We start from the raw sequence: 23,903 nt of genomic DNA, 5'->3' as shown, positions 1-23,903 counted from the left end.
TTTCCGGATTGTTTGAAAGAGCCGGGTGCTGCGTAGTCGCGATGTGATGAACGTACCGACGCAGCGCACCGGGAACACCTTGTTGATGTTAGTACGCTGCCAGGCCGTTTGCAGAGCCAATATTCAAGAGTGTTTTGAGAAAACTCAAAGCACTCCTAAATATTTGTTATTTAAAGCATTTGTTAATGATTCTGGTTGCTGTTTACTCTATTTTTGCTTGTTGCAGAGTAGTTCTTTTGATTGCTTTTCAGACCCGTCAAGCCGGGCAGATAAGCGATGCCAGATCCAGCAAAGCCGCGTCCTGGTGGGGCTGTCCGATCAGTTGCAAACCCAAGGGCAGTGGGCTGTTTTGACCGGGCGCGGGCAGGCTCAAGGTAGGCCAGCCCAACAAGGACCAAGGACGATTCAGTATCGAAGAGCCAGTGCTATCCAGCCCATAGGGAGCCGGGCCGGGAGCCGCTGGAGTCAGCAATGCGTCGAAATGGCCATAACGCTCCTGCCATTCTGTTTGCAATTGGCGACGGCGCGCCTGCCAGGCGTGGTAATCCGCCGCAGGCAATTCCAGGCCTTGTTTGATGGCTTGCACGGTAATGGGGCGCAGGGCATCCGGGCTGGCTTGCCAGACGGGCAGCAGGCTGCGGGCCATTTCATAAGCCATGATCTGGCCTTGCAGGATCAGCAGCTCTTTCAGTTGTGGGTCCGCAGGCAGACGCTCCAGGTGGGCGCCTTGTTGCTCCAGATGCTCACAGCCTTGTTCCAACGCGGCCAGTGCTGCGGGTGTGATCGGGCCCAGATCTTTGCCATCCAGCACGCCAATGCGCGGTGCTGTGGGGACTCGGCTATCAGGCAAGCCTTGCAGGACAGTGGCCACGCGGCGCAGCACGGACAAGTCCCGACTGAAGTAGCCGATCGTGTCCAGGCTGTCGCACAACAGGAAAAGACCGCTGCGATGCACCGCGCCAAAGCTGGGTTTGAAACCCAGAATGCCGGTAAACGCGGCGGGGCGCATCATGGAGCCTCCCGTTTGGGTGCCCAATGCAAAATCAACCATGCCAGCGGCTACGGCCGCTGCCGAACCACTGGAAGAACCGCCGGGCGTGTGCTCCAGGTTCAGTGGATTACGGGTGGGGCCGGGGGCTGCGTAGGCAAATTCGGCGGTGACGGTTTTGCCCAGGACAATGGCACCGGCCTGACGCAGCAGGGCGACACAAGCGGCGTCCCGCTCGGCGGGCAGCGCATTGGGGAAATGCGCGCCGTAGCACGTGGGCATGCCTTGAACATCCAGCACGTCTTTCACACCAAAGCTCAAACCCGCCAAGGGGCCAGTAAGATTGGTGCTGATACAGGTGGCCGGATCAGCTAGCCAGGACCAGGCCTGGATGGCCTGGTCCTGCGCAGCGAGAGGGGAAGGGTTTGCAGTCATAAGCGAGAACTGGCACTACTGAATCGAGATGTTCTGTGCCTTGATCAGCGCGGTCCAGCGTTTTGTTTCTTCTTTCACAAAAGCGGTAAATTCTTCAGGTGTGCCACCTACAACTTCCGCGCCTTGGGATTCCACAATCTGACGGTAGTCAGGGTCTTTCAGGGCATCGTTGACAGCCTTGTTCAGTTTTTCCAGTACATCAGCAGGCAAGCCGGCGGGTGCAACCACGCCAAACCAGTTCGATGCCACCAGATCCACGCCTTGCTCTTTGAAGGTGGGGGTATCAGGCATGGCTTTCAGACGCTCTTCCGAGGTCACACCCAGCACGCGCAGGCGTGGGTTGTCGATTTGCATGTGGGGCAGGAACAGACTGGCCAATTCCAGATAGAAGGAGATATTGCCGGCCAGCAAATCGTTCGATGCAGGAGCACCACCACGGTAAGGCACGTGTACGGCGTCAAAGCCGGAGGTGGCCTTGAACTGTTCAGTCAGCAAGTGCGAGGCACCGCCAGCGCCAGTCGAGGCGTAGTCGAGTTTTTCGGGGTTCTTCTTGCCGTCGGCGACCAGATCAGCCAGAGACTGGTAGGGCGAGTTGCTGTTCACACCCAGTGCCATGGCACCGCGTTCGATCAGGGCGATGGGCTGCAAATCCTGTTCAGGATCAAAAGGCAGGTTGCTGCCGTACAGCGCCTTGTTCACCGACATGGGGCCAAAGTTGCCCAGGCCGATGGTGTAGCCGTTGGGCTTGGCGCGCGCAATCATGCTGGTGCCGATATTGCCGCTGGCACCGGGCTTGTTTTCCACCACGATTGTCACGCCCAGGCTGTCGCTCATTTTTTGAGCCAGCATGCGCGAGCGGGTATCCGAGCTGCCACCTGCAGCGTAGGGCACCACAAACGTAATGGGCTGCGAAGGGTAAGCCGCGTCGGCCATGGCCGAACCGGAACCCAACAAAGTCAGTGTGAGCAGGCTACTCAGTAAAGGGGCGCGATGCTTGAATACCGTCATGTCTATCTCCTGCGTTGGGCCAATATTCGCAGTGACGTGCAGTATGGCCCTGTTTTTGATAAGTGTCAGGACGGATGGTAGTAAGAGCTAATTATGTTGTCTAATATTAAAAATAATCGTTATTGATCTTTTTTCTAACCTAATTGGCGGGCATATGCTGGACTCCAAATTAAGCGAGATGTTCTTGGTGGTGGCCGAAGAGCTGCACTTTGGCCGGGCAGCCCAGCGTTTGTTCATGACCCAGCCGCCCTTGAGTCAGGCCATACGCAGGCTGGAAGAGCAGGTAGGGGCGACCTTGTTTATCCGCACCACACGCACGGTGCAATTGACGGCGGCGGGAGCGGAGTTGCAGCGCCGCCTGCGCTTGATCGGCAACGAACTGGAGCAGACCTTGCAAGCGGTACAGCAAGTGCATAGAGGCGAGACTGGCATGTTGCGCATAGCCCTGACCCCCAGCAGCGCCTATGCGGGGGTATCCAAGCATTTGTATCGCTTTCGGCAGGATTTCCCGCAGGTGGATATACAGATCTACGAGATGAATTCCAGCGATATGCCCGCGGCTCTTTATGAACGCCGGGTAGATGTGGCCTTGATCCGGCCTTCTTTTGCCGTGCCCGATTTGAACCCGCAGCTGGTGGAGTCCGAACCCATGATGTTTGTCGTCAGGCGGGATGATCCACGTGCTCAGGAGCATAGTCAGGGGCTGACCTTGCACCAGGCTTTCTCTTACGAAATGGTGGCGTATTCGCGGCAGCAGTCGCGTTACTTTCATCTCTTGCAGCAGCGCATGTTGCAGCGCTCAGGCTGCCTGCCGCGCTTTGCACAGGAAAGCATGGTGCCCACGGTGCTGGTCATGGTTGAAGCGGGCATTGCTCCAGCTATTGTTCCCGCTTCCCTGGCGCGCTTGCGCACCGATACCTTGGAGTATCTGCCTTTGCTGGATGCAGACGATATTGCGGCCGAGCTGATGAGTGCTTATGTCTCGGACAATACCAACCCGGCCTTGGTGAATTTTCTGGCGGTGCTGGAGCAGAATCGCTCAAGCTGATTGACGGGCGGCCAACCATTCCCGCATGGATTGACCCGTGCGCTGCCGAAACAGGCGGGACAGGGCAGAGGGGTTGGCGTAGCCCAGATCCAGAGCAATACGTTTGGCAGACTGGCCTTGTGCCAGCCGCTGGCAGGCCAGCGACAGGCGCCATTGGGCCAGATAGTCTGCCGGTGTGTCGCCCACCCAGTGCTTGAATTGCACGGCAAAGGCGCTGCGCGACATCTTGGCTTCCTGTGCCAGTGATTGCACGGTCCAGTCCCGACCGGGATCGGCCTGAATAGCCAGCAGTGCGCGCGCGATGGGTGGGTGTGACAAACCTCGGAACAGGCCTACGGGAATCTCGCAACGATCAGGATGGTCAAACAGCCAGCGTAGCAATTGCAGCAACACGATCTCGAACAGACGGTCTGCCAGCAGGCGATGGCCGCAGCGCACGGACTCCGTTTCTGCAAAGAGCAGGCCCAGGGCCTGTTCAAGACCGGCCGCTTCTTCCAGCGGCACAATAATCAGATCGGGCAGGGAACGGGCCAAGGGATGATGTTCACCTCCGTCAAAATCCAGCGTTGCGCAGGTGAAATCCGAGCCTTCATTGGGCATATCGTAAAAGGCATGTTCCAGCGGACGGGGGTAAAACAGCAGGCTGGGGCGGTCAATGGTCAGGACTTCCGGCACGGGGTCGCGTGGATCGTGGCGCACGCTTAACTGGCCGCGTCGCAGAATGTGCAAGAAGGCCCGTCCGGGTTGGGCCGCAAAGCGGGTTACGCCACACAAAGAGCCGTTGTAGAACAAATGGGCCCGAACACGGAATTGTTCCAGCAAAAGGGAGAGGCGATCCAGGTTCATGAAAACATCCTCGTCTGGATGAAAAGGTAAGTTGTCGGGACTAATCTTATCCAATGATCTTGATCTTGGCGAGACACTATCCCTGCAAGCTTTTTCCGGCCACCCCGGCCCACTTCACCAGGAGATCATCATGTCCCGTCTTACATTGCCTGAAGTTGCCCAAGCTCCCGCCGCCAGCCAGCCTGCCTTGCAGGAAATTCAAAAAGCCTTTGGTGGCAGCGTGCCTGCCATGTTCCGTATGGTGTCCAATTCGCCCGCCGCCTTGCGCAGCATGTGGGGCTCTTTCGGTGCCTTTGCCGGTGGCAAGCTGGGTGCGAAATTGGGCGAGCAATTGGCGGTTGCCATTGCCGACCGTAATCGTTGCGAATACTGCCTGGCCGCTCACAATGTGCTGGGTGCCAATGCCGGTCTCAGCCCGGAGACGCTGGCTCAGGCCCAGCGTGGCCAGTCGGATGATCCACGTACCGCCGCCGCTTTGACATTTGTGCTCAAGCTGGTGGATCAGCGTGGGCAAGTCTCGGCCGCCGATGTACAAGCCGTGCGCGATGCTGGCTTTTCCGAGGGTGAGGTGGTGGAGCTGGTCGGTGTGACTGCCTTGAATCTGTTCACTAACTACATCAACAATGCGCTGGAGGTTCCAGTGGATTTCAAGGCTGTTGAACTGACTGCCTAAACACTGATGTTAAAGCCCGCTTGCTGATACGCAGGCGGGCTTTTTTGCGTCTGTTGTCTGCGTTTTATTTGGCTGATAAGGGGCCGGAATTAATGGCTGTCAGCGGCTGGTTCACATCAAAAAAGCGCGCATCAATGTCGGTGATGCCAAAGCTGTTGAGCCGTTTGCTGTGCATGTCCAGATAAGCCTGCGCGCTGGCTTTATCGTTGAACAGATACACGCCGCCTGCTTTGGACTGCTCTTTATTTTCCGTCCAGATTTTCCAGATCAAGCCAGGTTCCAGGCAGATGGACTGCGCCAGTTCTTGCATGGCTTCGCTCATCTCTGAACCCCAAGGGCCGAGGTAAGGAAAATCAACATACAGCAGGGTGCTCATGATCGGCTCCATATCAAAATACGTGTCGAACATCATACCTTGATGTTTGAATTGTCCAGTACTGTCTCTTATTTGTCATGGGACGTTGAAAGGCCCGTGATTGGCTGGCCTCCCCCTTGAAGGGGGCGTATAGTTTTTCTTTTGCTATTTGCTGGTGGAAGCCCTCATGTCCTGGACCGCTTTGTTGTTGGTGGTGTGTGCTGCGTTCATTCATGCGGGTTGGAACTTGCTCTCTAAACGGGCGGCGATGGCAGGGGCGCATTTTGTATTCGCCTATTCCTTTTTTGCCATTCTGTTTTATTTCCCCATCACGCTGTGGGTGGTCTTTACGCAAGGCAATATGCCCTGGACCAGCGAGACCATTACCTGTTTGGTGCTTAGTGCCTTGCTGCACATGTGCTATAGCCTGAGTTTGCAAAAAGGCTATCAGGTTGCAGACCTGTCAGTGGTATATCCCATTGCCCGTGGTACGGGCCCCATGCTCTCTTCCATTGGTGCTTTTATCCTGCTGGGCGAGCCTGTGCGTCCTTTGGGAGTGCTCGGTATCTTGCTGGTCGTGATGGGGATTTTGCTGATCGCCACGCAAGGGCGTCTGCGCCGTTTCTTCAGCCCTGCCGCACTGACAGGCGTGCGTTGGGGCATGCAGACAGGGATTCTGATTGCGGCCTATACCGTGGTCGATGCCTATGGCGTCAAGGTGCTGCTGATCTCGCCATTCCTGCTGGACTGGTTCAGCAATGTGTTGCGCCTGGGGATGCTGGCCCCTTTTATCGCCAAGCGGGGGCGGGCAGGCTTCGTCAAGTTCAAACCTTATTGGAAGCTGGCGGCTGCAGTGGGTTTGTTATCGCCCATGTCCTACATCCTGGTCTTGCAGGCATTAAGTATGGGCGCACCCTTGTCCATGGTGGCTCCCGCCCGTGAAATGTCCATGATGGCCGGCACCCTATTAGGGATGGTCGTCCTGCGCGAAAAGGCCAATGTCTGGAGTTTGCTCGGTTGCGCCATCATGATCAGCGGGGTCATTGCCCTGACATCCGGGCCGGCTGCCTGATCCGTCTCTTGAAATATGGTGGGTCGTCCCTATCTGTCTGCAATAGGGCGCGCTTTGGCGTGCAGCAATCAACCCATTTTTTTGCTTTTTCACCATGAGCCAGACTGACACTGCGAATACGTCCGAAACCTTGGGTTTTCAGGCTGAAGTCAAACAATTACTGCATTTGATGATTCACTCCTTGTACAGCAACAAGGAGATTTTCCTGCGTGAGCTGGTATCCAATGCGTCGGATGCCTGTGACAAACTGCGCTTTGAGGCTATCGACAATCCAGCTTTGCTGGAAGGCGACCCAGAAATGCGTATCCGCGTGGAGTTCGACAAGGACCAGCGCACGATCACCATTTCCGACAACGGCATTGGCATGTCGCGTGATGAAGCCATTGCCAACCTGGGCACCATTGCTCGCTCGGGCACCAAAGAGTTCTTCTCCCAACTGACGGGCGACAAGCAAAAAGACACCCAGCTGATTGGTCAGTTCGGCGTGGGCTTTTACTCCTCCTTTATCGTGGCCAATAAAGTGTCCGTGCTGACACGTCGTGCCGGTGGCGATCAGGAAGCCGTGCTGTGGGAGTCCGCCGGTGAAGGCGAGTTCACCATTGCCGCCGCTGAAAAAGCCGAGCGCGGAACCACCATCACCTTGCACCTGCGTGAAGGCGAGGACGATTTCCTGGACGGCTGGCGACTGCGCAACGTGCTGCGTCGCTACTCCGATCACATCTCCTTGCCCGTGCAAATGCGCAAGGAAGAGTGGGACGAAGAAAAGCAGCAACAAGTAAAGCAGGACGAATGGGAAAGCGTGAACCAGGCCAGCGCCTTGTGGACACGCTCCAAGTCGGAAATTACCGACGAGCAGTACCAGGAGTTCTACAAGCACATCGCTCACGATTACGAGAACCCTCTGGCCTGGACACACAACCGTGTTGAAGGCCGTAGTGAATACACCCAGCTCTTGTTCGTTCCCAAGCAGGCTCCGTTTGACTTGTGGGACCGCGATGCTCGCCGTGGCGTGAAGCTGTACGTGAAGCGCGTTTTCATCATGGATGATGCCGAGCAACTGCTGCCTGCCTACCTGCGCTTTGTGCGCGGTGTGATTGATTCGGCCGACCTGCCGTTGAACGTCTCGCGTGAAATCCTGCAAGAAAGCCGTGATGTCCGCGCTATCCGCGAAGGTAGTGCCAAGCGCATCCTGTCCCTGCTGGAAGATCTGGCCGAGAACCAGCCCGAGCAATATGCCGAGTTCTGGAACCAGTTCGGCCAGGTACTGAAAGAAGGCACCGGCGAAGACATGGGCAATCAAGCCCGTATCGCTGCCTTGCTGCGTTTTGCCTCCACGAATCAGGAAGGTTCGGCGCAGGTCGTTTCCTTGAACGACTACATCGGCCGCATGAAAGAAGGTCAGGACAAGATTTACTACGTCACGGCTGATACCTTTGCTGCTGCGTCCAACAGCCCACATCTGGAAGTATTCCGCAAGAAGGGCATCGAAGTGCTGTTGATGTCCGACCGTGTGGACGAGTGGATGTTGTCTTACTTGCGCGAATTTGAAGGCAAGCAACTGGTATCCGTGGCCAAGGGTGGCCTGGATCTGGATTCGCTGGCGGACGAGGAAGAAAAGAAACACCAGGCTGAAGTGGCTGAAACCTTCAAACCTCTGGTCGAGCGCCTGCAAACCACACTGGGCGAGAAGGTCAAGGAAGTGCGCATTACTGCCCGCCTGGTCGATTCCCCCGCTTGCGTGGTGGTTGATGCCAACGAACTGAGCCCGCACCTGCTGCGTATGCTGCAAGCCGCTGGCCAGGAAGCTCCCGAGGTCAAGCCGATTCTGGAAATCAACCCGGAGCACGCCTTGATCGCCAAAGTCCAGGCCGCTGACGACGAGGCTTTTGGTGAGTGGGCGCAGTTGCTGCTGGAACAAGCCATGCTGGCCGAAGGTGCCGCATTGCAGGATCCCGCCAGTTTTGTGAAGCGTGTGAACCGCTTGCTGCTGAATCTGTAAACCTGAATCTTGCTGGCTCTGCCTGTGGGTTGAGTCAGCTAGCGTTTAGCCTCATAGCCTTGATCTTCATTTGCAAGATCAAGGCTTTTTTGCGTCCATTGGCAGAGGACTAAGGGGAGAAGCGGGAAGATAAGGGAATAAATAAACGCTTGTGGCTAAGCGATTTTTTATTTTTTGTCCATCTTAATGAGAATTGATCGTAATACGATGTATGGACGCCACAATGTAAGGAAAAAACGCGGTTTTTGAATCGAATTTCAGGAAATCGTAAGATTTGGATGGACTTCATAATAAGAATGATTGATATTACCGATTCCTTTAAAAGCGCTTATCTGGCAGCGAAACATCGCTAATAGCGAGCGATCGGACTTGATTCGATGGCACTGCCAAAAAAAAAGCGATAACTACCACATGGAGCTGGTGATGTCGTTCGTTTCCTCTTTGCCGCCTCGTCGGTTCGCCGAGACGGTTTTGTCCGCAGCATTGTTTGCTGCTCTGACAACTCCTGCAATTGCTCAAACCGCTAATCCAGGCGTGACCGAGCTGCAATCCATCAAAGTTCAAGGCACAACGGATGCTAATGGCATTGATGGTTTTAAAGCGCATAAAGCGCAATCGGTGAAGTTTTCCGAGACACTGCTTAACACCCCGCGTTCCATCACCGTGATCCCGGAGGAGGTGATCAGGGACCGTGGCGCAACGTCGCTGCAAGATGTGTTGCGTACGACTCCTGGCATTACCCTGGGATCGGGCGAAGGAGGCACGCCTATGGGTGACCGTCCCTTTATCCGTGGTTACGAAGCCAGTACCGATATTTTCATCGACGGTGTGCGTGACTATTCGCGAGGCTCGCACGAGACCTTCAACCTGGAATCGGTTGAAGTCTTGAAAGGTCCCAGCTCGGCTTATACCGGCCGTGGCGGTACCGGCGGCAGCCTGAATCTGGTGACCAAATCTCCCAAGCTGAAAGACTTCTTCCAGGTGGAAGCGGGCTATGGCACGTCTGATCAATATCGTCTGACTGCTGACGGTAACTACGCTTTCTCGGATACCGGCGCCATCCGTCTGAATCTGATGCGTATGGGCGGCGAAGTGGCAGGGCGCGATGGAGTAAAGATTGATCGTTGGGGCATTGCTCCTTCCATCGCCTTTGGTTTGGGTACGCCAACGCGTGTGACCTTGTCTTACTCGCGTCTTGAGAACAAGGATATGCCGGACTTGGGCTTTCCTTTCAAGAATGCTGCCAATCCGGATCGCGTCACCCCACTGGAGGCCGATCGCGATAACTTTTACGGTCGCCGCAATGTGGACTTTCGCAAGTACATTGCCGATACCGCTTCGGCCAGCGTCGAACATGATCTGAATGATCGTTTCACGGTGCGTAACGTCACGCGCTACAGCAAGACCCTGAATCACTATCTGATGACGCGTCCGTCTTTTGATAACTGCGCCGCAGGTGCAGGCGGGGCTTGCGCGACGGAAGGTGCTGGCTTGCAGTTTCGCCGCGATGATCGGACGAACTACCGTGTTGCAGAGTCTCTGTTGAACCAGACAGATGTCTACGGCAGCTTTAATACTGGTTCGATCAAGCACGACATCGTTGCAGGTGTGGAAATCAGTAAAGAGGAAATCCACAACAAGGCGATGACGGGTGGCCCAGGCCGTGATACTGACTCGTTCTACGACCCGAACCCCAATCGACAGTACAACTATTCGCTGCAGTACGGTCCCAAGACCAAAACCGGCGATATCAAGACCCGTTCGGCCTACATCTTTGACACTGTGACCTTGAATGATCAGTGGATGATCAATGGTGGTCTACGCTTTGATCGCTTTGAAGCCGACAACACCAAAGAGTCTCGCAAAGACGATATGTGGAACTACCAGTTGGGCGTGGTCTACAAACCCGCACAAAATGGTTCCATTTATCTGAGCTACGGTACATCTTCAAATCCTACGGGTGAAAACCTGGGTCAGGCCGGTGGTGCAGATGGCCCGGCAGGCGGAGCAGCAATTCGTGACTTGAAGCCAGAGCGCAGCTACAGCTGGGAACTGGGGACCAAGTGGGATGTGGCTGACGAGAAGTTGTCGTTGACTGCGGCCATTTTCCAGACCGACAAGAAAGATGCTCGCTCTACTGATCCGTTGACCGGTGACGTGTCCTTGAGTGGCAGCAATCGTGTGCGTGGTCTGGAGTTGGGCGCGGCTGGTGCGATTACTCCGAACTGGAATCTGTGGGCTGGCTACACCTATCTGGATCCCAAGATCAAGAAATACCGTAACAAAGACAATGTCTTTGACGGCAACCAGATGAAGTTCATCTCCAAGCAGAGCTTCAATATCTGGACAACCTACAAAGTCATGTCCGAGTTGACCTTGGGCGCAGGTGCCACATTTGTAGGCAAGCGCTTTGTGGATGACGCCAACCAATTGAAACTGCCTTCTTACTGGCGTTACGATGCGATGGCGCGCTACGACCTGAACAAGAACGTGTCCTTCCAGTTCAACGTCAACAACATCAGCAATGTGCGCATGTATGATGCCTCTCACGTTGGTATTTTTGCCAACGTCGGCCCAGGCCGCTCCTACATGTTCAATGCATCTTACCGCTTCGAGTAAGCTGCAGCTTGTAGTGTAAAGTCAGATGGGCCGCCCTCTTGAGGCGGCCTGTCTGCTTCTTGTACGACTTTGTGCTTTTTTTGTTCTTGCAGGTATCCCATGCTGATTACTATCCCGGACGTTCTCAATGCTGAGCAATTGCGCGATTGTCGCCAGGCGCTGGAGCAGGCGCAGTGGGAGGACGGGCGTGCGACGGCGGGTTATCTGGCCCAGCACAGTAAACGGAACTTGCAACTGCCTCTGGATGCTGCCGTATCTCGCCAGATGGGCGAGTTTCTGATGCACGTACTGGGTCAGCACAGCGGCTTTATTGCCGCTGCCTTGCCCCTGCGTATGCTGCCGCCACGCTTTAATCGTTACGAGGGTGGCGGGGAGTACGGCAAGCACATTGATAACGCGATTTTTACGGTTCCTGGCACGGTCCAGCGCTTGCGTACGGATGTGTCCACGACCTTGTTTTTCAGCGATCCCGATGAATACGAAGGTGGAGAGCTGATCATCGAGGATGTGTACGGCACTCAGTCCATCAAGTTACCCGCAGGGCATATGGTGGTGTATCCCGGTACCAGCTTGCATCGTGTACAGCCGGTGACAAAAGGAACGCGCTATGCCTCGTTTTTCTGGACGCAAAGCATGGTGCGCCATGCGCATCAACGCAAAATGCTGTGGGAGCTGGATCAGAGCATTCAGCACCTGGCCAAGCAGAATGCGGATGCCCAGGAGCTGTCACGCCTGACGGGGATTTATCATAATTTGCTGCGTGAATGGAGCGATGTCTGATCGCCTGGAGCTTGATTGATCATGTCCCAAGAACGGCTGCCCCCTTTAAGTAGCATTCCAGCTCAGATTGCCTGTCTGACGGATTACGAGCCATACGCTCGCCAACGTATGCGTGCGCAGGATTGGGCTTACTTCAGTGCAGGCGCGGCGGATGAGCTTACTCTGCAGGACAATCTGGCCAGCTTTGGGCGTTGGGGCTTATGGCCTGCTGCTTTAAGCACGTTTGATCAGCCTTCCACCCGTTTGACGCTGCAAGGGCAATCCATGGACTACCCGATTCTTCTGGCTCCCGTGGCTTATCAGCGATTGGCTCACCCTGACGGTGAATTGGCCAGTGTGTTGGGCGCGGGTGCGATGGGGGCGACCAGCGTCATCAGCATGCAGGCCAGTCGTTCCTTTGAAGAGATTGCTGCACAGGCGCATGCCCCCTTGTGGGCGCAGTGGTATTGGCAAGCGGATCGCGCATTTACTCTGGATTTGCTGGGGCGGCTTGAAGCGGCAGGGTATACCGCGCTGATGCTGACAGTGGATGCTGCGGTTAATGGTGTGCGTAATCAGGAACAGCGTGCGGGCTTTGCCTTGCCTGCCGGAGTGGATGCCGTGAATTTGCGGGGTGCTCCCACGCAGCAGGCGGTTTTAGGCGCAGCAGGCACCAGTCCTTTGTTTGGCAGTGGTTTGCTAGATACGGCCCCGACTTGGGATGATCTGGCCTGGCTGGTGCAGAACAGTCCTTTGCCTGTTTGGGTGAAGGGAATCATGCGACCCCGTGATGCTCAGCGAGCCTTGGAGATGGGGGTTGCCGGGATTGTTGTGTCCAATCACGGTGGGCGAACCTTGGATGGTGCTCCCGCCTCTGTGGACGTATTGGCACAGGTTTGTCAGGTCGTGCAGGGCAGGGTGCCGGTCCTGATGGATGGCGGTATTCGCCGCGGAACAGATGTGCTCAAGGCATTGGCGCTGGGAGCCACAGCCGTGATGATTGGTCGACCCTATATTTATGGTCTGGCCGCTGCAGGAGCGGCCGGTGTTGCGCATGTCCTGCATATTTTGCGGGCGGAGCTGGAAGTAGCGATGGCTCTGACGGGCTGCAATACCTTGGCCGATATTAGCCCTGAGCTACTTTATCGGCCCTGATCTGGCGCTGCTTGTGGCTTGGGTTCCAGCTCTTGCTCTGGCAAGGCTTCTTTGGGCCAGCCATGTTCCCGCTTCACCCGTTCCCAATCAAAGAAAGGGCCCGGATCTGTCTTGCGCCCCGGAGCGATGTGCTCATGGCCACGTACGGCGCGCAGGTTATGGCGCATACGTAAGGCGCGGCTCAGGCGGGATAGCTCCCGGTACTGCGCTTCTGTGAATGGCTCGAAATCGCTGCCTTCCAGCTCAATGCCAATAGAAAAATCATTGCAGCGCTCGCGGTCTTCAAAGCGCGACACACCCGCATGCCAGGCGCGGCGGGTAGTGGGAACAAACTGGATGATGTGGCCAGTGCGCTGGATCAGAAAGTGAGCTGAAACCTTCAGGTCCCGGATGTTTTCGAACCAGGGGTGGGCGCTGATATCCAGCTTGTTCTGAAAAAAATCCCGAATGTAGGGCCCGCCGAACTCTTGCGGCGGCAGGCTGATATTGTGCAGCACCAGCAGGGTCGGGGTGTCGCCCTCGGGGCGGTCATCCTGATTGGGTGACAGGGCACGCAGGACATTGGCATGAGGTTTCAGCCAGCCCTGTCGGTCCAGGTCGTAAGCGTGGTGCATGCGGGCCATGGCGTTAACTACGCGGGCCGCGCTTGGCGTGTTCCAGGCTGCACCAGGTGTGATGATTGCTCATCAAGGCTTCGGAGCGTGGCAGATAAATGCCACAGTGCGCGCAACGGACCATTTCTTCAGCAGCGCCTTGCTTTCGCGGGGGACGCATGGTGGGGTTGGGTGGATTGCGCTTGCGGGCCTTGTTTTGCGACACGATGCGGGCAATGATCATGGCCGCCAGGATGGCGACAACCCAAAATAAGACTTTACCCAATTTTCCCTCGTTGCAAGATGACGTCTAGTACAAAGTGGCTGCCTGTATAGGCCAGCAGCAGGAAGGCAAAACCGGCCAAGGTCCAGCGCAAGGCAACGCGACCACGCCATCCATACTGTTTTCGACCCCATAATAAGCCACCAAATGTAACCCAGGATAGCAAGGTAAAGACAGTTTTGTGATCGGCGGGCAAAAATTTACCGTCTATCGCCATGGAGACGGCGGCACCGCTCAGGATCGTGAAGGTCAGAATCACGAAAGAGACACGGATCAGGCGAAACAGCAGTTCCTCCTGCACCAGCAGGGGCGGCATGGTGTCCAAAACCCGGCTGAACAAGCCGCGCTGCTCCTGATGAAGAACAGGGCGATGCAGTTGGCGGTCCAGCGCCGTCATCAAGACGGCGTGCAAAGCCGCCACGGTGCTAAGCCCATAGGCGACCAGCGCAATCATCAAGTGGATGCGCAGCCATTCATTACCCACATGGTTGACGATATGGCCTTCGGGAAAGGCCATGGCCAGCAGGCTGACGATTGTGGCTGCAGGCAGTAGAATGAGCAGCAGGCTGTCCAGACGCAGATACAGGCTTTGGAACCAGAACACCACCATGCCCAGCCAGATTGCCGCTGACAGGGCCAGTGCCCAGCTCAGATGCAGCCCCTGGGGCAGCACAATAGTCAGTAGCAGGCCCGCTCCGTGCACAATGATGGCGCAGAGCAAGGCCACCCGGCTGGGGGCGTTCAGTACGGTTCGGGTGCTGCCGCGAGTCAACGGACGCCATAGCGAGATCGACAGCACGATGTACGCCAGTGCGGCGAGCAAGTGAAATACAATACTTGCAGACATAAGTCCCGGATTTCCTGAAAAACGGTACGGGGCGTACCTCAAGTGGCCATTTTATTCTTATTCGTAGACCACACGATAACCTAGTTTAAGCGAACCCAGTCCTATGTTTGAAAATCTGACCCAGCGTATGTCGCGTGTGGTGAAAACCATGCGCGGACAGGCTCGTCTGACCGAATCCAATACTCAGGATATGTTGAGGGAAGTGCGTCTGGCTTTGCTGGAAGCGGACGTGGCCTTGCCCGTCGTGCGCGAGTTTGTCGCACGGGTCAAAGAAAAGGCACTTGGTGTTGAAGTTGCCGACAGCTTGAATCCTGGCCAGGCACTGGTGGGTGTTGTTCACCAGGAGCTGACCAATCTGATGGGCGCAGACCTGGGTGACAACGCCAGCGAGCTGTCCCTGGCGGCTCAGCCACCCGCGATTATTCTGATGGCCGGTCTGCAAGGTGCGGGTAAAACCACCACCACCGGTAAGCTCGCCAAATGGCTGAGCGAAGGCGGCCACGTTCAGCATGGCCGCAAGACAGGCAAGAAGAAAGTTCTGGTGGTCAGCGCCGACGTCTACCGTCCCGCGGCTATCGAGCAGTTGAAAACCGTTGCCGCCCAGGTGGGCGTCGAGTTTCTGCCTTCCGATCCCAGCCAGAAACCAGCCGATATTGCCCGCAATGCGCTGGATCATGCCAAGCGTCACCACTTCGATGTGCTGATTGTCGACACGGCCGGTCGCCTGGGTATTGACGAAGAAATGATGCGCGAAATTCGCGCTCTGTACGATCTGCTGAACCCGATTGAAACCTTGTTCGTGGTCGATGCCATGCAGGGGCAGGACGCGGTCAATGTGGCCAAGGCCTTTGCTGATGCCTTGCCGCTGACGGGTGTGGTGCTGACCAAGCTGGATGGTGATGCACGTGGTGGTGCGGCCTTGTCCGTACGTCATGTCACCGGCAAGCCGCTCAAGTTTGTGGGTGTTTCCGAAAAGCTGGATGGTCTGGATCCATTCCACCCCGAGCGTATGGCTCAGCGCGTGCTGGGCATGGGCGATATTGTTTCGCTGGTTGAGCAGGCCCAGCGCAATATCGACATCGCCGAAGCGCAGAAGATTACCGACAAGATCAAATCGGGCGACAAGTTCGACCTGAACGACTTCCGTGACCAGCTGCAGCAAGTCAAGAAGCTGGGTGATATGGGCTCCTTGCTGGAAAAACTGCCTGCCCAGTTCTCGCAAGCCGCGTCCCAGTTGCAAGGTGGTCAGGCTGAACAGCAATTGCGTCGTACGGAAGGGATCTTGAACTCCATGACCCCGGCCGAGCGTGCCAAGCCCGAACTGCTCAAAGCCTCGCGCAAGCGTCGTATCGCTGCCGGTTCTGGCGTGCCAGTGCAAGAGGTCAACCGCCTGCTAAATCAGTTCGAGCAAATGCAAGGCATGATGAAGCAGATGAAAAAAGGCGGTATGGCCAAGATGATGCGCGGCCTGGGCGGTATGGGTGCCTTGAAAGGTCTGGCTGGCAAGGGCTTCAAGGGCTTTCGCTAAGAAGCGCTTGGAGCTTGCTGCAAGGGCGTGAATCGCTCTGGCAGGACCACCAAGAAAAAAGCCCGCGTATGCGGGCTTTTTTTCGTCCTGAGCTGTTGTTGTTACAGCGCAGGAATACGCAGTACCTGACCGGGATAGATCTTGTCAGGATGGCTGAGCATAGGTTTGTTGGCTTCAAAAATAACCGTGTATTTTGCGCCGTTTGCCTTGCCGTAGTTGGTTTCAGCAATTTTCCACAGGGTGTCGCCTTTTTGTACGGTGTACATGGTGGCTTCTGCGGAAGGCTGAGCAACGCTGAGCTGGTTGTCGACTTGAGAGACACCCAGGGTGTTACCCAGAGCCAGCACAATTTTTTCGGCTTGTTCGGTGGAGGCGGCTTGGCCGCTAACCGTGACTTTGTCGCCATCAACCGTCAGATTCAGACCGTCGGCGGAAAGTTGGTGTTTGGCCAGTTCTTTCTGGAGTTCGTCAGCTGTTGCTGCTTTGGCTTCGTTGGCACCAAAGAGTTTTTCGCCGACATCTTTAAGAAAACTGAATACGCCCATCGCTTTGCTCCTGAAGTTAGGGTTCTACGGCTGCCTGCTTGATGGCAGGCGAGACGGCCCATTATGACCTCATTTTTATCCCCGAAGCCGTAGCCGAATGTCAGCAATTGTGCATTTTAAAGGGCGAGTATCAGCCGCCACCGACGGCAACCACGATTTCAATGGTGTCGCCTTCTTTGATCGGGGTGCTGCCGTGCTGGCTTTTGGGCACGATGTCGCCGTTCAGTTCCACGGCAATACGCTTGTTCTCGTAGCCCAGCTCGATAATCAGCGTGCCAACCGTGTCGGAGTTTGCCAGAGTCTTGCTCTGGCCGTTCAGGGTAATGTTCATTCTTGTCTCTGGATATGGTCCGGCCAGGGCCGGACGAGTGATTCAGATGGCAAATTTCTGGGTGGCGGCCAGCAGCCGGGCCAAAATGCCGGGTTCGTCGTAGGCGTGGCCTGCGTCCGCAACCATATGAAATTCTGCTTGGGGCCAGGCGCGATGCAGTTGCCAGGCTGTATGCGCCGGAGTGCACACATCATAGCGTCCCTGCACGATGACACCGGGAATGCCATGCAAGCGGTGGGCGTTTTTCAGCAACTGATCCGGCTCCAGAAAACCCCGGTTCATGAAATAGTGGTTTTCAATACGCGCAAAGGCCAAAGCGGCTTTATCACTGGACTTGGCGTCCAGGTGATTCTGGCTGGGCAGGAGCGTGATGGTATTGCTTTCCCATTGCGACCAGGCGTGCGCGGCCCGTAACTGCACAGCGGGGTCATCGCCTGTCAGACGCTTGTGATAGGCGGTAATCAGGTCCCCGTGCTCTTCCTTGGGAATGGGGGCCAGATACTGTTCCCAGATATCGGGAAACAGGCGCGAGGCACCTTCCTGATAAAACCAGTGCAGCTCTTCAGGACGGGCCATGAAGATACCGCGCACAATCAGTTCGCTGACGTGCTCGGGGTGAGTCTGGGCATAGGCCAGCGCCAGAGTCGAGCCCCAGGAGCCGCCAAACACCAGCATCTTGTCGGCCTTGAGCTTTTCCTTGCGCAGCCGCTCCATGTCCTGAACCAGATGCCAGGTAGTGTTGTTCTCCAGGCTTGCATGAGGGTAGGAACGCCCGCAGCCGCGCTGATCAAACAGCAGCACATTGTATTTTTGCGGGTCGAACAAGCGACGGTGATCGGTAGAGCATCCTGATCCCGGCCCACCGTGCAAGAAAATGGCCGGTTTACCTGCCGGGTTGCCGCAGCATTCCCAGTAGATATGGTGCCCATCATCGGTGTGCAAGGTGCCTTGGGCGTAAGGCTCTATAGGCGGGAACAGGGTAGCGCTCATTGTTCTTTCTTGGGCCAGTTCAGTTCAGGGGTAGGGGTGTCATTGCGGGTGAAGATCAGATCCCACACGCCGTGACCCAGACGCAGCCCGCGGTTCTCGAACTTGGTCAGTGGACGGAAGTCAGGACGCGGTGCGTAGCCTTCGTGCGTGTTGCTGAGCATGGGCTCGGCGGACAGCACTTCCAGCATTTGTTCGGCGTAGTTTTCCCAGTCGGTGGCGCAATGGATGTAGCCACCGGGTTTCAGACGGCTGGTCAGCAACTGAATAAAGGGCGATTGCACCAGGCGACGCTTGTGGTGGCGTTTCTTGGGCCAGGGGTCGGGGAAGTAGATGTGAATACCGGCTAGCGAGCCCGGAGCGATCATGTCGCGCACCACTTCCACCGCGTCATGCTGGATGATGCGGATATTGCTGATCTGGTTGTCATCAATGCGCTTGAGCAAGGCTCCGACACCGGCATTAAAGACTTCCACGCCCAGGAAATTGTCGTCCGGGCGGGCCTGGGCAATTTTCTGGGTGGTTTCACCCATGCCAAACCCGATTTCCAGAATCAGGGGATTGTCATTGCCAAACACCGTTTCCGGTTTCAGGATGTTGTCGCGGTAGCTGATCGACCACAGAGGCAAGAGGCGCGCCAGGGCTTGTTCCTGGCTGGGCGTAATGTGCGCGCGCCGATGAACAAAGCTACGGATATGGGTCTCGCCGGAATTGCTGTTCGCGACATTGGGCGACAGCAGGGATTGTTTTTCGTTGCTGGAGGTCATGGTTGTGGCGCGGGCATCAGGAATGGCTCGCGTATCAGCTAAAAGCGGGAAAACTCTATTGTAGTGAGTCTTGCCGCCGAATTCATGTGGTGGCGCGCGAAAAAGATAGGGCCGGGGCGACGCATGAAGAAAAGATCGCGCTATAATTTTCGCTTCCCCATTCGCGGGATCGTCTGCTTTTGAGGCAGACCTCTCCATCAGGGCGGGTGTAGTTTAATGGTAAAACTGATGCTTCCCAAGCATCCGTCGTGGGTTCGATTCCCATCACCCGCTCCACGCTCCTCATTCAATGTGGTCCGGCGGTTTCCATAATCGTTTGAATTTAAAGGTTTTGTACCTTTGGGATTCCGCCGAGCATCATGTAAAGCCACAGATTGTCACCGCAAACAAGTCGTTTTTTGCGGTTGAGAGCGGTTCCGTATTGCACATAGGAGCGAGAGAGAGTAGGGAGGCCCAAAAAGGGAGAAGGCGCCCCTCCTGTGTTAAGCAGACGAGGACGATGGGCTCTGTTCAAGCATCAGCAATTCGAAAGGCTTCCGCCATTCGATCTTGTTCGCGCGCCGGTAGCCCTAGTCCTCTAGCTATAGTTCTCCATTGGCGAACGATTCCTTGGAACTTTGCAATGATTTCATCGGCCTTGTTTAGATCCAATCGAAAGTACGCTGCGACTTCGCGAGCGAGCTCCAGATCTAGCGCGTTGTCCACCTCTGTGATGTTGAGCTTCAGGCCGTCTCCAAAGGGCACCGGGTTCATGTCGTAGGCTTCAGAGAGTCGCCAACCCGTTCTTGGTACAAGGATAAATCCGTGGTTGCGTAAGTGATCGTCTGTGTTCGATACGAGGATGTTGAATACGATTCGTGACCATAGCTCGCGGAGGTCGACGTTGGTCTGGGAGCCATGTCTGATAAGGACTTCAGCCAGCTCCAGATAACTGACTCCGGTCGACGCATCATCACCATCGCTGTGACCGGTCATGGTCATCGCCGAGGCAAAGTGCAGGCGTCGCCCTTCATCAGTGCGATCAAATCGCCGCACCATGAAGCAGTGGTAGTTACTCGAAAATCTCCGTGCTTCAGCGGCGGCGACATTCAGCCCACAACCGACCGCCAAGGCATTGACGACCATCTCCCATCCACCAACGTCATAGTCATCGTGAGAGCTCGGAAACTTGGCGATGTACAAGTGTCCCTGTTCATCAGCCACGCTTGCCTTAGGCCTGGCACCCCCTAGGGAGCCACCGGGGGCGATCAACATTCTGAGCCATTCTTGGCCTTGTTGAGCCTCGTTGTTTGGATCTTCCTCCAGCGCCCGACTCGCCTGTTCCAGAGCTCGAATCTCGGCAAAAGGTGGGGCTGCCAGTCCAACCGTATCATCGAGAAATTCGCCTTGATCTTCTCGCTTGTAGCGCAAGGCGCCCACGCGGTAGAGATCGTGCACGCCAAGCAGGTAGTCCGTTTCATACAATCGAGTCCCTGCAGGCTGGATACCTGCGCGAATATCCCGTGCGAGGCGACGGTCCATAAGCAAACGGCCCCATCGATCAGGACTGGAGTCAGAGAACACGCCGAACCTGTCCTGGGGCGCGGGAGGATACTGGGGCCCTTCGAACTGGAAAATCCTTGGGTCAAGAACCAGTTGGCCAATGACGGGGTCTGCAAGCGCTGCGGGATCGTACTGAAATTCAAACGTCTCGTGCGCACGTGTCCTGCGGGAGTTTAGAACACCTATTCGCTGAGGTTGAGGCAGGCCGTCCCAATCTGCATACACTCCGATCATCGTCATTCTGTGTCATCCTCTTTTCGCTGCTTAGGAGAGGGTTCCAAGAGAGACGCCAGACTTTTGGATGTAGTTCGAGAGTTCCTCGCAGAAGGGGGGGGCGAATCGGCATAGATACCGTTGTCCGGCTCATTAGTTCGGTTGCCTGCACTGTTTATGCTCTTCTTGGGAGTAGGCGATTTGTCGATTACCTTTCCTGCTGGAGATCTACCCACTCTCTCGTTCCAAGTTGTTTGGGGAGGGACGGATGGTGATGTGGCGCTCAGCCGTAAAAGGCGTGAGTCCTGAAGTCGACGGCCAAGCTCGTCGTCAGCACCCAGCATGGCGAGGTCTTTTTCAATGCCGAGGACTTGCATGACGGAAAGGTAGGCACCTATCGTTACGCCCGGCCCCCCGGTCTCAAGGGAGCGCAGCGTCATCGGCGACATTCCGGCGCGCTCTGCCATTTGCTTGGCGGTGATTTTGCGGCGCAAGCGTGCAAGTTTGAGCCGTTCACCAAATTCAGCGAGTAGCTTCTGGGTCGTCGGCATAAGGGGAGCGGTCTTTTTTGCCATAGTGCTAGTATTCCTGCGTTTCTAGACTGGTTTAGCCATAATATTAGCATCCAATCCCTTTGTTTTTATTGCTTTAAAGCTATATTTTGGTACTGGGTTTGCATAAAAGTGATAATATTTTGTAGAAATCACTGGTTTTGTGAAAAAATATTAGCACTTCTTGTTGCTGGATGTCGTTAGCGTTGATTCGTTTCCACTTGTGGATACGCCTGTACTTCCCGGATACGTGCCAGCCGCTTTCTTTCAAAGAGCGAATGACCCGAGTGGTGTCTTGATCAGACATTTCGAGCACTTCTTTCAGCCTTTCCTGGACTCGTTGGAAGGTCACCAGAATGCAGACTTCTTCGACCATTTCACTATGGATGTTTTGTGTCACGTCTTGCGCGGTGTGCAGCACATGCTCCGTCAAATCACGATAGCGCTAGGCGAATTGTGCGTCGGTATAGTCATCGAAAATAGAATTGTGCGGGGTGCCATCTTCATAGGTCGTGGGCTTACCAACGTGATAAGAGCTTGCGTAATGTCCCATAAACGGGCGTGAAAACAGTAATTTCGTACGTTTTAGAATTCTAAAAAGAACGTGAATATAGTAATAAAACTAGGATTTTGTTGAAAATGATAAAAACCAAGTTTGGCTTGGGTCTTACCCAGTTTGCTTGAGCTCTCTCCCATGGCACTATACCCGGCATGCAAGAAGATCTTTTCGGCGATGCCATTCCCCAGCCACCCGCCTCAAAGCCCGCTGCTCCTTCTCGACGCAAAATCACCAAAGTCAGCCTTGCTGCTTCCGCGCTGGAGCTAAGCGATCTGGCCGCCCAGCTTCCTGAAACCCTGCGTTTCGGTGTTTCCACCTGGTCCTACCCCGGTTGGGAAGGCTTGATCTGGGATGGTGAGTACGAGTCGAGCATCCTGTCCAAGCATGGCCTGGAGGCCTATCACCAGCATCCCTTGATGCGCACAGTCTGTGTGGATCGCACCTTCTGGCGTCCTTTGACGGTCACGCAGTATTCAGCCTATGCCGCTCAGGTTGATGAAGATTTCCGCTTCGTTGTGAAATGTCCTTCCATGATTACGGATGCCCAAGTTCGTGATGAGCAGGGCAAGGTACGCAAATCTAATCCGGACTTTCTGGATATTCGTCTGGCTGTAGAGCAGTTCGTGCAGCCTGCAGCCGAGGGCTTGCGTGCCAAGCTGGGTGTTTTGGTCTTTCAGTTAAGTCCACTATCCTGGGGCTGGTTGAATCGTCCGGCAGAGTTGTTCGACAAGTTGGGGCAGATGCTGGCGGCGGCGCGAGAGGCTTTGCCGCAAGGCTCACAGGTGGTGCTTGCGGTAGAGGTAAGAGATCCAGAGCTGTTGACTCAACATCTTGTCGATACGCTCAAGGCCAATGGCGCGACATTTTGTCTGGGCCTGCATGGCAAGATGCCGCCGATTGAAGAGCAACTGCCCGTCTTGCGCGCCTTGTGGCCGGGACCCTTGGTGTGTCGCTGGAACTTGAACCGGGAGTTTGGTGCTTACGGCTATGCCGATGCCCAGAAAAAGCATACCCCATTCGATGCCATTGTCAGCGAGGACGTGCATACTCGCACGGTGCTGGCCCGCACTATTCGCGGGATCACGGGGGCGGGGCAGGCGGCGTATGTGACGATCAGCAATGATGCGGAAGGCTGTGCGCCGCTCTCCATTCAGCGGCTGGCGCAACTTGTTGTGGCACAAGAAAAATAACCACAGGTCTTGAGAAGCGAGCCTCACAAGTGGGGCGGTTCACAAGACCTGTGGTGCTGCCTGATGAGCTGGAGGCTCAATGCATGCGGGTTCTGGTCCGGTTCGTGATTATTGTCTGGATTTGTGAATCAGCTCATCCGTCGTCATGACATGCGCGGTGGATACTGCCAGCACCCCCAAGGTGACGCGGTGTACTTCTTCAGCCGGAATCGCCCCAAAGCCCATATCCGGGTAGTTGTAGGTGCCTGTGGCATCAGATATAAAGGCCACTTTGTAGCCATGGAACATGGCATCGCGAGCCGTAGCGTGGCAGCAGTTTTCGGTGGTCACGCCCGTGATGACCACTGTGTCGATCTTGCGGGTACGCAAGATGATGTCCAGGTCGGTGCCAAAGAACGCGCTGTACCGATGCTTCTTGATGACGACTTCGTCCCCTTGTGGGGCTACTTCGGGGTAGATATCAACGCCCGCTGTCTCATCCACCAGCCCCACCTGGTTTTGAATCGGAGGGTAAATCTCTCCGAACAGGCCCATATCGCAGCCGTTGCGGCGGTGGGCGTGGGCGGTGAAGATCACTTCCATGCCAGTTTGGCGAGCGTGGCCCAGCAGTTTTTGCAGGCGGGGCATCAACTCCATGCCCATGGGTGTTTCCAGTGGGGCACCGGGTGCGATGAAGTCGTTCTGCATGTCGATCACAATGACCGCCGTGCTGCTGGGGTTGATTTGATCAATCTGAATAGCCATTTCATTCTCCTTTGGTTTGCTCATGGCTGGGCGGCTGTGTGTTTGGTATTGCCGTTGCCGGGGTCATAGCCGCTTTTAGAGTAGGAGGATGAAGTGGATTTGGCTTGGCTGTCCGTGCCATTTTTACGGTTTTTTTGACTGCTCCTGCCATCTTGGGCAGCGCATCGGCAGGGGGCTGAGGCTTGGTGTTTTCAGGGCTTGTCTGTGTTTGGGTAATGGACGTAATCTTGTTGAAAAACGATTAATCCAACGGTGCAGATAGCGCC

23 protein-coding genes and 1 tRNA gene are annotated in these 23,903 nt (G+C 55.7%); 10 read left to right on the top strand and 14 right to left on the bottom strand.

The window, feature by feature from the left end; translation table 11 throughout:
* Positions 1-256: 256 nt before the first annotated feature.
* Both U2949_RS05225 and U2949_RS05220 read right to left on the bottom strand, forming a co-directional pair.
* Positions 257-1,423: an amidase gene (locus tag U2949_RS05225; RefSeq protein WP_321286501.1), complete on the bottom strand. Its 1,167-nt coding sequence runs from the start codon at positions 1,421-1,423 to the stop codon at positions 257-259.
* 15 nt (positions 1,424-1,438) lie between these two features.
* Positions 1,439-2,431 carry a Bug family tripartite tricarboxylate transporter substrate binding protein gene (locus tag U2949_RS05220; protein WP_257723930.1) on the bottom strand — a complete coding sequence of 331 codons (993 nt, stop codon included), beginning with the start codon at positions 2,429-2,431 and terminating at the stop codon, positions 1,439-1,441.
* 154 nt (positions 2,432-2,585) lie between these two features.
* On the opposite strand from U2949_RS05220, the gene U2949_RS05215 reads away from it, so the two are divergent.
* Positions 2,586-3,479: a LysR substrate-binding domain-containing protein gene (locus U2949_RS05215; RefSeq protein ID WP_026484978.1), complete on the top strand. Its 894-nt coding sequence runs from the start codon at positions 2,586-2,588 to the stop codon at positions 3,477-3,479.
* On the opposite strand, the gene U2949_RS05210 is transcribed toward U2949_RS05215, so the two are convergent.
* Entirely contained in the window at positions 3,471-4,325 is an 855-nt protein-coding gene (locus U2949_RS05210; protein ID WP_026484979.1) for an AraC family transcriptional regulator, read from the bottom strand. The genes U2949_RS05215 and U2949_RS05210 overlap by 9 nt on opposite strands.
* A gap of 130 nt (positions 4,326-4,455) precedes the next feature.
* Between U2949_RS05210 and U2949_RS05205 the strand changes: the two genes are divergently transcribed.
* The gene (locus U2949_RS05205) at positions 4,456-4,998 is read left to right on the top strand and encodes a carboxymuconolactone decarboxylase family protein (protein ID WP_026484980.1); all 543 of its coding nucleotides are present in this window, start codon (positions 4,456-4,458) and stop codon (positions 4,996-4,998) included.
* Between the two features lie 64 nt (positions 4,999-5,062).
* On the opposite strand, the gene U2949_RS05200 is transcribed toward U2949_RS05205, so the two are convergent.
* Positions 5,063-5,374: a monooxygenase gene (locus U2949_RS05200; RefSeq protein WP_257723931.1), complete on the bottom strand. Its 312-nt coding sequence runs from the start codon at positions 5,372-5,374 to the stop codon at positions 5,063-5,065.
* A gap of 166 nt (positions 5,375-5,540) precedes the next feature.
* Here U2949_RS05200 and U2949_RS05195 point away from each other — a divergent pair, with 166 nt between their 5' ends.
* The 5 genes from U2949_RS05195 to U2949_RS05175 all read left to right on the top strand — a co-directional run bounded on the left by U2949_RS05195 (position 5,541) and on the right by U2949_RS05175 (position 12,957).
* Positions 5,541-6,425, top strand: coding sequence for an EamA family transporter (locus tag U2949_RS05195; protein WP_026484982.1), 885 nt, complete (start codon positions 5,541-5,543; stop codon positions 6,423-6,425).
* A gap of 94 nt (positions 6,426-6,519) precedes the next feature.
* Positions 6,520-8,424, top strand: coding sequence for a molecular chaperone HtpG (htpG, locus tag U2949_RS05190; protein WP_060186243.1), 1,905 nt, complete (start codon positions 6,520-6,522; stop codon positions 8,422-8,424).
* A 423-nt stretch (positions 8,425-8,847) separates the two neighbouring features.
* Positions 8,848-11,043: a TonB-dependent receptor gene (locus U2949_RS05185; protein ID WP_321286495.1), complete on the top strand. Its 2,196-nt coding sequence runs from the start codon at positions 8,848-8,850 to the stop codon at positions 11,041-11,043.
* 99 nt (positions 11,044-11,142) lie between these two features.
* The gene (locus U2949_RS05180; protein WP_026484985.1) at positions 11,143-11,823 is read left to right on the top strand and encodes a Fe2+-dependent dioxygenase; all 681 of its coding nucleotides are present in this window, start codon (positions 11,143-11,145) and stop codon (positions 11,821-11,823) included.
* A 21-nt stretch (positions 11,824-11,844) separates the two neighbouring features.
* A complete protein-coding gene (locus U2949_RS05175; protein WP_321286492.1) occupies positions 11,845-12,957 on the top strand; it encodes an alpha-hydroxy acid oxidase in 1,113 nt (370 codons plus the stop codon).
* Here the strand turns inward: U2949_RS05175 and ampD are convergent.
* From ampD to U2949_RS05160, 3 genes are read right to left on the bottom strand one after another with little or no spacing between them, the layout of a single operon-like run.
* Complete coding sequence (gene ampD / locus U2949_RS05170; RefSeq protein WP_321286490.1) at positions 12,945-13,580, bottom strand: 1,6-anhydro-N-acetylmuramyl-L-alanine amidase AmpD; 636 nt, start codon at positions 13,578-13,580, stop codon at positions 12,945-12,947. The two genes, U2949_RS05175 and ampD, sit on opposite strands and share 13 nt — an antisense overlap.
* 4 nt (positions 13,581-13,584) lie before the next feature.
* The gene (locus U2949_RS05165; protein WP_009463238.1) at positions 13,585-13,836 is read right to left on the bottom strand and encodes a PP0621 family protein; all 252 of its coding nucleotides are present in this window, start codon (positions 13,834-13,836) and stop codon (positions 13,585-13,587) included.
* Complete coding sequence (locus U2949_RS05160) at positions 13,829-14,680, bottom strand: cytochrome C assembly family protein (protein ID WP_321286487.1); 852 nt, start codon at positions 14,678-14,680, stop codon at positions 13,829-13,831. Before U2949_RS05160 ends, U2949_RS05165 begins: the two co-directional genes overlap by 8 nt.
* A 103-nt stretch (positions 14,681-14,783) precedes the next feature.
* On the opposite strand from U2949_RS05160, the gene ffh reads away from it, so the two are divergent.
* Positions 14,784-16,208: a signal recognition particle protein gene (gene ffh / locus U2949_RS05155; protein WP_321286480.1), complete on the top strand. Its 1,425-nt coding sequence runs from the start codon at positions 14,784-14,786 to the stop codon at positions 16,206-16,208.
* Between the two features lie 101 nt (positions 16,209-16,309).
* Here the strand turns inward: ffh and lysM are convergent, their stop codons facing one another.
* The 4 genes from lysM to trmB form a co-directional block, all read right to left on the bottom strand.
* Positions 16,310-16,753: a peptidoglycan-binding protein LysM gene (lysM, locus tag U2949_RS05150; RefSeq protein ID WP_026484988.1), complete on the bottom strand. Its 444-nt coding sequence runs from the start codon at positions 16,751-16,753 to the stop codon at positions 16,310-16,312.
* A 130-nt stretch (positions 16,754-16,883) separates the two neighbouring features.
* Positions 16,884-17,084 carry a sulfur carrier protein ThiS gene (gene thiS / locus U2949_RS05145; RefSeq protein WP_026484989.1) on the bottom strand — a complete coding sequence of 67 codons (201 nt, stop codon included), beginning with the start codon at positions 17,082-17,084 and terminating at the stop codon, positions 16,884-16,886.
* 42 nt (positions 17,085-17,126) lie between these two features.
* Positions 17,127-18,074, bottom strand: coding sequence for a prolyl aminopeptidase (gene pip / locus U2949_RS05140; protein ID WP_009463248.1), 948 nt, complete (start codon positions 18,072-18,074; stop codon positions 17,127-17,129).
* Positions 18,071-18,838: a tRNA (guanosine(46)-N7)-methyltransferase TrmB gene (gene trmB, locus U2949_RS05135; protein WP_009463250.1), complete on the bottom strand. Its 768-nt coding sequence runs from the start codon at positions 18,836-18,838 to the stop codon at positions 18,071-18,073. Before trmB ends, pip begins: the two co-directional genes overlap by 4 nt.
* Positions 18,839-19,040: 202 nt before the next feature.
* Between trmB and U2949_RS05130 the strand changes: the two genes are divergently transcribed.
* Positions 19,041-19,114, top strand: a tRNA-Gly gene (locus U2949_RS05130).
* Positions 19,115-19,348: 234 nt separating this feature from the next.
* Here U2949_RS05130 and U2949_RS05125 read toward each other — a convergent pair.
* Together U2949_RS05125 and U2949_RS05120 are read right to left on the bottom strand one after the other, a co-directional pair.
* Positions 19,349-20,359: a type II toxin-antitoxin system HipA family toxin gene (locus U2949_RS05125; protein ID WP_257723982.1), complete on the bottom strand. Its 1,011-nt coding sequence runs from the start codon at positions 20,357-20,359 to the stop codon at positions 19,349-19,351.
* 257 nt (positions 20,360-20,616) lie between these two features.
* Positions 20,617-21,168, bottom strand: coding sequence for a helix-turn-helix domain-containing protein (locus U2949_RS05120; RefSeq protein WP_321286474.1), 552 nt, complete (start codon positions 21,166-21,168; stop codon positions 20,617-20,619).
* 687 nt (positions 21,169-21,855) lie between these two features.
* Between U2949_RS05120 and U2949_RS05115 the strand changes: the two genes are divergently transcribed.
* Positions 21,856-22,893 (top strand): DUF72 domain-containing protein, encoded by a 1,038-nt coding sequence (locus tag U2949_RS05115; RefSeq protein WP_026484994.1) that lies wholly within the window; start codon positions 21,856-21,858, stop codon positions 22,891-22,893.
* A gap of 108 nt (positions 22,894-23,001) precedes the next feature.
* On the opposite strand, the gene U2949_RS05110 is transcribed toward U2949_RS05115, so the two are convergent.
* Positions 23,002-23,637 (bottom strand): cysteine hydrolase family protein, encoded by a 636-nt coding sequence (locus U2949_RS05110; protein ID WP_009461152.1) that lies wholly within the window; start codon positions 23,635-23,637, stop codon positions 23,002-23,004.
* Positions 23,638-23,903 lie beyond the last annotated feature (266 nt).

It is taken from the genome of Alcaligenes phenolicus (assembly GCF_032063905.1).
Taxonomy (GTDB): Bacteria; Pseudomonadota; Gammaproteobacteria; order Burkholderiales; family Burkholderiaceae_B; genus Alcaligenes; species Alcaligenes phenolicus.
This window is presented reverse-complemented; position numbering and strand designations above follow the sequence as displayed.